We start from the raw sequence: 10127 nt of genomic DNA on the forward strand, positions 1-10127 counted from the left end.
CCATTGAATCAATCAATCGTTCCCACCGCAAGTGATTTAATAGGTCCTGAGCCTAGTTGTTTTGTAATAATCATGGAAAAGCGCAGTTCCCTACTTAAGCTCGAGGTGCGACTTTACCTGCGTTGGAAAGGTTATTTGCAAGTTGGGCATTGACGAACTTCCTCATTTATTCAATGGGTTGAGGTGTGGCATTAGCTTAGTGGACCCGCGTCCGGAATCCGCCGGTCTGGCCGATCAATATGCAGAGAAAATTCCACTTTATGCTTATCTGTACTCGTTGTGTACAAAGATCACCGAATGGGTGGCAGTGCGTCAGGGAACTGACGCACACGGTCACGCGGAACGGCAAAAGCTTGAATATGGTTTCTACCGCATCAAGCACTTTTTCGTCTGGCTGGACATTCCGATCGGATTGCTCGCCTTTAAAACGGTTGTGATAGGCTTTGGGTTGCGATGAGCAAAAGCGCGAGTAGTTTGTTACAGCACTTGCCCCGGCTGTTGCTTCCTATGCGCATGCGCATGATGCGAACGGTCAGTGGTTGGGCTGGCTGGCCAGACATTGGTTCGGTTCTTGTTCTCGGTTTATGGCTGCCCCTGATCTTTCTGATGGGAGGGAGCGCCCGCCCGGATGTCGCGTCGCTGATTGTGTTACGGCCGCTTGCTATCGTGAGTTTTGGCATGGTGATGTACTGTGCGCCGCGTAGGCTGATTTTCCGAAACTACGCAGTTTTGGGTTGGGCAGGGGCCGTGCTGCTACTGCCTGCATTGCAATTGGTCCCGCTTCCACCGGTCATTTGGCAAGCTCTGCCGGGACGTGAAATCATTGTGGATATTGACCGTTACGCTGGAATGGGCGGCCTTTACAGGTCGCTTTCGATGACGCCTGAGGCAACGTGGAACGCGCTGTGGTCTTTGTTCGTCCCGGCCAGTGTTTTCGGGCTGATGTTAACTCTGGATCGAGCAGAGCAGCACTTTAGGGTTTTGGATATCTTGATTCTCGTTGGTGTTGGCAGCGCCATTCTTGCGTGCTTGCAAATGGGTTCCGATCCCAAGGGAGCGCTTTATTTCTATTCCGTAACTAATCCCGGAAGTGGCGTGGGTTTCTTTGCAAACCGCAATCACCAAGCCGTTTTTCTGGCCCTGCTTGCACCAGCTATCTTGCTCCATGCGCGTATCAAGGCCTTTCAGGCAGCGCAGAAAAATCAATCGTTGGAGGCGGGGCGGACGGTGTTTCCTGTCCCATGGTGGATTATTCCGGGCTGTGCGGTGATGCTTCTGGCTCCGCTTCTACTGGTAACGGGATCGCGCTCTGGCCTTGTCCTCGGGATGGTTGCTGCGCTTGCAACGCCTTGGGTCATTGCGCCCCTTGCGCAGCAGCGCACACGATCCATGGGCCGCCGGGTATTGCCAACGCTTGCCCTGCTGGCGGGGCTTGCTTTTGTGATGTTTGATCGGGATCTGGCTTTGGATCGCCTGTTTGCCTCCGATCCTGCCAGCGATGCAAGGATGCTGATCCTGCCAACGGTTTTTGCCATGATCGAGGATGTTTGGCTACTTGGCACCGGCTTGGGCAGTTTTGAAACGGTTATGATGATCTATGAACCGGATCATTTGCTCGCGCCAAACTACATGAACCATGCCCATAACGACTGGCTGGAAATCGTTCTGACTGGTGGTGTTCCGGCTATAGTCCTTGGTTTGATGGGGGGCTGGATAATCTGCCGGGGCATGTTGCGTCACGAACGATATGCTGAAGTGCCGGCTGAACTTGCATTATCACGCTTAGGCTTTCTCATGATCATCATCTTGGCACTTGCGTCATTCAGTGACTATCCCTTGCGTACGCCAGCTTTGATGAGTGTGATTGTGATCGCGCTGGTATGGGTAACGAAAAATCAAAATTTCTCGCTCGCAAAAATACATAAATCAATCTAATCGGTGGCAAGGCTTCTGAGATTAAGACAATTTATGCTGATAAATCAGTGGAAAAGCGGATGATTTTCATGATTAACGCTGTGAATGTTGCAAGGCTTGTGGTGGGTGTGTGCCTCGCTGCATCCTTATCTGCATGTGCGATATCGCGGCCATTGGGGGGTGATCCTGCGCTAAAAATCATCGAATCGGAATTGCCCAAGCCCGAGCGAGTAGATCTAACCGCAGTTACGGCCGAGTATTATGTCGGGCCGTTTGACCGGCTTTCGATCGATGTTTTCGGCATCCCCGTCTTGTCCCAGCGGGAAGTCCAGGTGGATTCTGGCGGGCGGATTTCCTTCCCGCTTATTGGTGTTCTGGATATCAATGGTCTGACGCTGGCCCAGGTTGAAGCCGCGATCATGCGCGGGCTTGGCGAGAGCCATGTGCGCAATCCCCAAGTCACGGTAAATCTGAAAGAAACCATTAGCCGGGTGATTACTGTCGAAGGTCAAGTGCGCAAGCCGGGACTTTATCCCGCCATTGGCAGGATGACTTTGATGAGCGCAATTGCGAAAGCCGAGGGCACTGACGAGTTTTCGAAACTCGATGATGTCGTGATATTCCGCACTGTCGCGGGCCAGCGCTATGCGGCTTTGTATGATTTGGACGCCATCCGCCATGGTGCCTATGCCGATCCGCAGGTCTTTGCCAGCGATGTGGTCATGGTGGGTGATTCACGTGCCCGTCGCCTTTTCAAGGATCTACTGGCGATAACGCCGGCTTTGGTCACACCTTTGGTCATCAGTATCGACCGGTTGACCCGGCCATGACGATCGCGAAAAATGAGTCCTTCCAGACTGAAAGAGTTGACGTGAACGAACGGGTACCTGCTTTGCAGCCATCAACAGATCAAATGGAAGACCGGTTTGATCTGGCCGCCGCGTTTCTGGAGCCTTGGCAGGCGGTGGTCCGCTGGCGCGTACTCGTGGGCGCTATCGTTTTTGGTGCGATTGTTATCGGGCTGGTGGCCACCCTGCTCATTGCGCCCAAGTTTACTGCACGCACGCAACTTGAGATCAGCCGCGAACAAAAAAACATCACGAGCGTTGAAGGACTTGAAGCAAGCTCATCAACGCGCGACGTCGAGTTCTACGCCACCCAATATGCTTTGCTGCGCGCCCGCTCGCTTGCCGAGAGAGTGGCAAAGCGGCTCGATGTGGCAAAGACCGACGCCTTCTTTGATGCGCACGGTGCAAAGCCGATTGCAGTAGATGATGTGCAAGTTCCGGACAGTGAACGCCGCGCTGCGCGTGAGCGCTCTGCGATTGGCTTGCTCCTGGCCAACGTCGAGGTTCTGCCCGTTCGTGGGTCAAGCCTTGTTGAGATCACCTACACAAGCAGATCGCCAGAACTGTCCGCACAAGTGGCGAACTTGTGGATCGATGAGTTCATTAGCGCCACAATGCAGCGTCAGTATGTCTCAACAGCAGACGCGAGGCGCTTTCTCGAAACAAGATTGGCTGATCTGCGGACCCGGCTTGAGCAATCCGAGCGCGACGCGGTCACGTTTGCGTCGTCCAATGACATCATTACCCTTGATGCCTCGCAAGACGCCAATGGCCGGACCGTTTCGCAAAAAACGCTGGCATCGGTTGATCTTGAGGCGTTGAACGCGGCGCTTGCAACGGCCCGCGCCGACAGGATCAGTGCCCAGAGCCGTGCGAGCGTTGCGGCAGGCGACAATAGCCCGGAGGCCCTAACGAATCCGGTCATTTCACAATTACGAGCCAAGCGCGCCGATTTCGCAGCGCAGTACGCCGATGTCATGGTGCGGTTCAAGCCGAGCTATCCCGAGGCGCTTGCCATAAAGCAGCAGATGGACACGCTGGATACCGCGCTGGCAAACGAACTTGGGCGTATTGTGGGTGGAAGGCGATCCACTTTTAATGAAGCACGGGCCCGCGAACAGCAGCTAGAGGCGAAAGTTGTTGAGCTTAAAGGTGAGCTTGACCGCCAAAAGCGTGCATCGATCCAATACGGAATTTATCAGCGGGATGCCGATACCAACCGGCAGCTTTATGACGCCCTTCTCCAGCGCTACAAGGAGATCGGCGTGGCAGGCGCGGTCGGGACGAGCAATATTGCTATAGTCGACAAAGCTGAAGTACCCGTATCGCCGTCATCACCAAAGCTGCTGCTGAACCTTGCGATTGCCCTGCTGCTCGGTCTTGGCGCAGCAGCTGTTGTCGTGTTCGCCCTTGAGCGCGTAGATGAAGGTATTCATAAGCCGGAAGATGTGCGTCAGTTCCTGCGAATGCCGCTGCTTGGTAATGTCCCGCTAACCGAGGAAAACACTTTCGAAGCGCTGGATGACCCCAAGACCTTTGTTTCCGAAGCCTACTTCTCCATCCATTCGACATTATCGTTCGCGACCGATCATGGATTGCCGCGATCGCTTGTTGTTACCAGTACCAAGTCGGGCGAGGGTAAGTCGACCAGTTCGTTTGCTCTGGCGCAAATCATCGGGCGCACCGGCAAGCGAGTCCTGCTGATTGATGGCGATATGCGTTCACCTTCGTTGCACAAAGTCATGAGCGTTCCAAACAAGGCAGGCTTTGCTAATGCTCTTGCAGGCGACGACCCTTTGCAGTTGGCATTGCAGACAGCCCATCGTGGCGTTTCGATCATAACGAGCGGCCCTCTTCCGCCAAGCCCGCCCGAGCTTTTGGCGACGGACCGTTTGGCAGAGGTAATTACGGCTTGCTTAACCGAGTTCGATTATGTGGTCATCGATGCGCCGCCGGTGCTGGGGCTGGCTGATAGTCCCATTATGGGTAGGGCCGTTGAAGGCGTGCTCTTCGTTGTCGAAGCTGAAAAAACAACCATTAGGTCCGCGCGCAGCTCGCTGCAGCGGCTCGCGGGCGTTGGCAACCGGCTGTTTGGTGTTGTGGTGACGAAGATCGATGTTCGCAGCCACGGTTATGGTTATGGCTACGGTTACGGCTATGGTTACGGCTATGACCGTAGCTATGGTGACGGTCCCAAACCTGCAAAAAGCGGATCGACTTTAAAGAAGATTTTTGGTCGAGTTTGAGGCGTTGGGCCGGCGAGGCTTTTCACCATCATTACGGTGGTTGATCCTGTTGCTGGCCCTGGTAATCGCCGTTGTCTCATTCTCCTATGAGCAGGCGCGGCTTGAACGGTCGAAGTCTTGGAGTGCTGGCGCGATTTGGCGCCCGCTTCCGGATTTGCCACAGTCTGATATGGCGCGCGAAGATGCCATTGCTGAGGTACGGGCGCGGCTTGGCTCTGATCCTCTGGCCAGCGGGGAATTGCGCAATCTGGTTCTGTTAAGGCGTAACCTCAGCTTAAGCCAACATCGTGCCGATCTTGAACTTGCGCAGCGGATTTCCCGGCGCGACGTTCCTTTGCAGATCGAGCTTCTGCGGGTCTCGGCGGAACTGGCCGACTTGCGTGGTGTCTTGCGCCACGCGGATCGCTTGATCCAAACATCACCCAATCTCAGAGCCGAACTATACAAATCGCTCGGTGCAGGATTGGGTGACCCAGCGTGGCGCGCTGTATTGCGAGAATATGAAAATAAGGCATGGTTCGAAGCCTTCCTTGTTTCCTGCTTGAGCTCTGCGCAGCCACGTGACCTGGCCGCGCTTATCGTTACTGGAGGGCGTGTTCTTCCTTCAGGCAGAGCAATCGTTCCACAGTTGCAAGTCCAATTGGTGAATAGCGGTGCTATAGACATCGCGCGCAACTTCGCAGTGCGTCACGGCGGAATTCCGCCGCAGTCGCTGGATACCATCGCCATATCGCCCCGGACATCCGATCCGGCGGGCGTGCCATTTACCTGGTCATTTCCATTGCTGAAAGATAGGCTAGGTCTTGAATTGCGCGAGGGTTCGGCAAGGTTTGAAATCGAGACGGGTGGGGGCGGGGTGCTTATGGAGCGTGTCACCACTTTGGCGCCGGGCCGTTATGCCTTCTTGCAGACCATAACCGAAGCAAGCGATCCCGCAACGAGGGTATGGTGGCAGGGGAACTGCAAAGGGCCAGACGTTCCAACCAAGGCGTTTTTGAAGCAATTTATGCCCATGCGCTCTGGCACATCACGTTACCGTATCATCGTTGATATTCCGGTTGGCTGCGAAACGCAGCATTGGCGTTTGAATGTGCTCCTTGCTGAAGGGCTGGATAACGCTCACTTCGCAGTCGAAGCATTGTCGATGGAGCGATTGACCGTCCGCGCCAAGCTTGACCGATAGCATTGCGCCACCGGTGCAAAGACTTGTAGAGTTGCATAGCGCGTGGGATAAAGCTTTGCACAGCAAGGCAGATCAATTTCGGCCTTGGGCTCAATCGTCGCCATGTCCCAAATTTGTCATAGCATCGGTGTGCTCACCGTGTGTCAGGCGGGAATAAAGCGTCTCGGACGTCAGAATTTTCTTGTTGCCGGGGCATCGCACTCATGTTCGCAAACTCCGCCGCGCGAGCGATAAACGGCTTTTGCATGCATGAATGCGTGCAGGAACTTTGTGTTCGAGCGTGCGCGTGGATTTTGCGCACCGTCACCGAAATGTGCCCCGATCTGTCCGAGGCCGAATTCGAAATCGTCGCGCTGTTCATTTGGGCCTCGGTGGAGGGCATGACGATCTTCGGGGACCACGAAAACCGTTCGAGAAACGCATGCCCGAGCTTGAACGCCCTGCGGTGCTGTCATTTTGCAATCTTGTCAAAACACTCGAGCCGGGCGAGCTTGCCAAGATTTAATGGGGATAATTGAAGGGTTGATAATCGTTCAAGTCCCTATGCATATAGAAATCCTTAGTTGAACTCCTGCAGCTGTGGCGCAGCAGTGAACACGTCAGTGTTTTATTAGGCCAACCAAATCTGGCCGCGTGGAGCAAAAGTTCGTTTCCTCGTTTCTTAACAATTCTAGCTGGATAGCATACAGTCAAATTAAATGCGGATCACGACCAAATTTAACGCCTTATAACACTTTTTGACTTCACAATTTTCTATCATATGTGATTAAAAAATGATTTTTATGATTAAAACGCAATAAAAAATGATGGCGACATGTGTGGATTCAAGATGGCATGTCGGGCTGCACATTTCATGCTTTTGGGTGTTCATCATGGTGTTGCACTCCAAAAGCAGTCGCCTCGTATGAAAAGTAATTAAACTATTGAAAAAATTGAAATTTTAAAATCTTAAGTTAAAAAATGAAAAAAGCGAAAGTCGGATAAACTTAAACCTCTGAGGTTCAACTTTTTGGAAATAAGCATATGATTTATATGTAAAAAATTGATTGAAAGATGATTTTTTTTTGATTTATCAGGGAATCCTTGACGTATGGGGTGTCCAACCGTAGATATTATGTGATTAAATTTTTTTAAGGCAGGCAAATCATGGCGTCATACTTGTACTCTGGGACTGCAAGCTCCGTTCTGTCTCAGGCACAGCAAGACGTTTGGGATTTCATTCGGGATCCTGATCAGGCTTATGACGCCAATCTGACGGGTGTTAATGCGGCATCTGAGATTACGATGATCGAGGCTGGGAACGGCAATGGTACGATCAATGGCTCTGCGATTACGGCGATCAACGGAACGGCCGCTGCGGTTGTGCAGGCGCTTACCGATCTGGATACCGATCCGACGAATTTCAATTCGACCGTCACGGGCGACATTTCTGTTGCGACGGCCAATTCTCTTGATGCCTTGACGTCAGGTGTTGTGACGGCGACGATTACGGAAACGGATGCTGCGACGCTTGCGACGCTGACTGGGACTGGCAATGCTTACACGATCACGGTGACGGGTCCGGCTACGGCTGCTGGACTCAACACCATTAACGCTGCCACGACGGTTCAGGTTAATGCGGCGGGTGTGACGGCGATTACCGGTTCCGCAGGGGCTGTGGCGGCGGTCTACGCGGGTATCAGCGGGTTCTCCGGCCTTGGCGACGAAGCGGTGGGCCTTGAATCTGGCACAGCGGCTGCGGCCGATCTGGTTGCGATCAACGCGGCCACCAGTGGTACTGTAGCTGCGCTTCATATTAACACCATCACCGGTACGGCAGCGGATGTGGTCGCGGTCTATGCGGGGATCAGCGGGTTCTCCGGCCTTGGTGACGAGGCGGTCACGCTGTCTGGCGCAACTATGTCTGCGGCTGATCTGATAACGATCATCGCTGCCACCACCGGTACCATCAGTGTGGCGAATGTGGACGCCCTCACGGGCACAACCAGTGACCTTGTGACGGTTTATAATTCCTTAAGAATTAGTGATTTTGGCGATGTGCCGATCACGGTGACCAATGCGAGTGCTCAGGCAAACGACCTTGTCGCTGTGACGTACATGACCACGGGCGTCGTCGACGCTTCGGCGGTGACGGCATTGACTGGCAACGCGAATTGGCTGGCGCAGGCATACAGCAATGTCGATATCACGGGCCTTGGCGAGGAAGCGGTAACGCTGTCTTCGGGTTCGGCGGGCGCGGCAAATCTGGTTACGATCAACACGGAAAACGACGGCGCAATTAATGCGGCCGCTGTGGGGACGATCCAAGGCACGGCAGCGGATGTGGCGGCAGTCTACGCAGGGATCAGTGGGTTCTCCGGCCTTGGAAATGAGGCAGTAACGGTTTACGACAGCGCGCCGGCGGCGTCTAATCTGGTTGCGATCGATGCGGCCACCAGCGGCTTGATCAGCTTGCCGAACGTGTCGAGCCTTACCGGTTCTGCAGCGGATGTGGCGGCGGTTTACGCATCGAGCGGGATCACCGGCCTTGGCGGTGCCGTGGTCGTGAGCCTGACAGGCTCAACGGCGGCGGCGTCTGATCTGGTTGCGGTCAACGCGGCCACCAGCGTCACGATCGATGCGTCGCTTGTGACGACGATCACCGGCACTGCTGTGGATGTGGCTGCAGTCTATGCGGGTATTGCTGGGTTCTCCGGCCTTGGCGGTGAGGCGGTTACGCTGTCCGATACCAGCGTGGCTGCAGCGACGCTGAATGCGCTGAACGCCGAGACGTCGGGCGTTATCACCTTCTCAAACGTGACGACCATTACCGGTTCGGCTGCGGACGTGGCGACCGCCTATGCGGCCTTTAATGCGGGCGAGATCACCGGCCTTGGCTCTGCAGCGGTGACTGTGTCAGCGGGTTCGGCGGCTGCGCTTGATCTGGATACGATCAACGATTTGACCAGTGGCACGATCAATGCGACCGATGTGACGACCATCACCGGCACAGCAGAAGAAGTGGCGGCGGTTTACGCGGGGATCAGCGGGTTCACCGGCCTAGGCAACGAAGCGGTGACGCTGGACGACACACCGGCGGCGGCGGCCGATCTGCTTGCGATTGATACAGCCACCAGCAGCACGATCACGGCGTCGGCCTTGACAAGCATCAACGGTTCGGCAGCCGACGTGGCGGCGGTTTACACGGCGAGCGGGATCACCGGCCTGGGCGGCGCAGTGGCGGTTAGCCTGACAGGCGCAACGGCGGCGGCCGCAGAACTGAATGCGATCGACACAGCCACCAGCATCACCATCTTTGCACCATCGATTACGACCATCACGGGCGCTGCTTCGGATGTGTTGACGGTCTATGATTCCAACGGATTTTCGGATCTGAGCGAGGCAAACATTACGCTGTCCAGCACGGCCAGTGTGTCTGATCTGGCAGAGATCGAAGCGGATACCAGCGGAACGATCACTGTGACGGGTGTAAGCCTGAGGGACACTGCGGCAAATGCGCTGGCTGGCGCTGCACAAAGCTGGAGCTTTGACTTCTCCACCCTGAACGTGGTGCTGACCGATACCGAAGTGACGGCATCCACGCTGGTCCAACTCTATAATGCCTTCTCCGAAACCATCGATGCAACGTCGGTGACGACGCTGACGGGCGATGCGGCGGACTTTTTGACGCTGGTTGCTGCATCGGGAAGGCTCTACGTTCAAGCGACTTCGACGACTGTGACAGGCGGCATTTCTGTTGAGACCGCCAATTCTCTTGATGACTTGACGTTAGGCGTTGTGACGGCGACGATTACGGAAACGGATGCTGCGACGCTTGCGACGTTGAGCGGGACTGACAATGCTTACACGGTCACGGTGACGGGTCCGGCCACGGCTGCTGAACTCAACGCCATTGATGATGCGACGACGGTTCAGGTTGCTGCGACGGGTGTGACG

Annotated in this window: 5 protein-coding genes and 1 pseudogene; all 6 read left to right on the forward strand. The window is 54.9% G+C overall.

What is annotated here, in order from left to right; genetic code table 11:
- Positions 1 to 124 precede the first annotated feature (124 nt).
- Positions 125 to 457, forward strand: a pseudogene (locus IP81_RS19415) (sugar transferase); the annotation flags it as partial.
- Positions 454 to 1935: an O-antigen ligase gene (locus IP81_RS19420; RefSeq protein ID WP_082356330.1), complete on the forward strand. Its 1482-nt coding sequence runs from the start codon at positions 454 to 456 to the stop codon at positions 1933 to 1935. The pseudogene IP81_RS19415 and the gene IP81_RS19420, both read left to right, overlap by 4 nt.
- Positions 1936 to 1994: 59 nt before the next feature.
- On the forward strand, positions 1995 to 2744 hold the full coding sequence (locus IP81_RS19425) for a polysaccharide biosynthesis/export family protein (protein WP_054109656.1): 750 nt from the start codon (positions 1995 to 1997) through the stop codon (positions 2742 to 2744).
- A 41-nt stretch (positions 2745 to 2785) separates the two neighbouring features.
- Positions 2786 to 5008 (forward strand): GumC family protein, encoded by a 2223-nt coding sequence (locus IP81_RS19430; RefSeq protein WP_197274718.1) that lies wholly within the window; start codon positions 2786 to 2788, stop codon positions 5006 to 5008.
- 169 nt (positions 5009 to 5177) lie between these two features.
- Positions 5178 to 6191, forward strand: a complete 1014-nt coding sequence (locus IP81_RS19435; protein WP_157573356.1) for a hypothetical protein — start codon at positions 5178 to 5180, stop codon at positions 6189 to 6191.
- Positions 6192 to 7337: 1146 nt separating this feature from the next.
- On the forward strand, positions 7338 to 10127 hold a 2790-nt coding region (locus IP81_RS19445), incomplete at its 3' end, for a hypothetical protein (RefSeq protein WP_157573357.1).

Origin of the sequence: Novosphingobium sp. AAP83 (assembly GCF_001295795.1) — a bacterium.
Taxonomy (GTDB): Bacteria; Pseudomonadota; Alphaproteobacteria; order Sphingomonadales; family Sphingomonadaceae; genus Novosphingobium.